This is a genomic window from Kribbella yunnanensis (assembly GCF_039529655.1).
Classification (GTDB): domain Bacteria; phylum Actinomycetota; class Actinomycetes; order Propionibacteriales; family Kribbellaceae; genus Kribbella; species Kribbella yunnanensis.
On sequence record NZ_BAAANF010000044.1, the window covers coordinates 1 to 591 of the forward strand.

Below are 591 nucleotides of genomic sequence, written 5' to 3' on the forward strand. Positions count from 1 at the left end.
AATGTTTTTGTTGTTGTTGTGACAAGCTACTAAGGGCAATCGGTGGATGTCTTGGCACCAAGAGCCGATGAAGGACGTTGGAGCCTGCGATAAGCCCCGGGGAGTTGGCAACCGAGCTGTGATCCGGGGGTGTCCGAATGGGGAAACCCAGCTGGCATTCTAAAGCCAGTTACCAGTGCCTGAACACATAGGGTTCTGGAGGGAACGCGGGGAAGTGAAACATCTCAGTACCCGCAGGAAGAGAAAACAATAGTGATTCCGTGAGTAGTGGCGAGCGAAAGCGGATGAGGCTAAACCATGTGCGTGTGATAGCCGGCGTGTGTTGCGCATGTGGGGTTGTGGGAGCATTCAGATCTCAACGCTGTGAGGTCGGGGAGTTATAAATTACTGTTGAAGTCGAATCTTCTGGAATGTTGAGCCGTAGTGGGTTATAGCCCTGTAGGCGTAAGACAGTGACTTCCGAGTGTTTTCCCAAGTAGCACGGGACTCTTGAAATCCCGTGTGAATCTGGCGGGACCACCCGCTAAGCCTAAATACTTCTTGGTGACCGATAGCGGACTAGTACCGTGAGGGAAAGATGAAAAGTACCCC

1 rRNA gene is annotated in these 591 nt (G+C 52.1%); it reads left to right on the top strand.

The features are described 5' to 3' along the window. Positions 1–19 precede the first annotated feature (19 nt). Positions 20–591, top strand: a 23S ribosomal RNA gene (locus ABD231_RS42030); the annotation flags it as partial.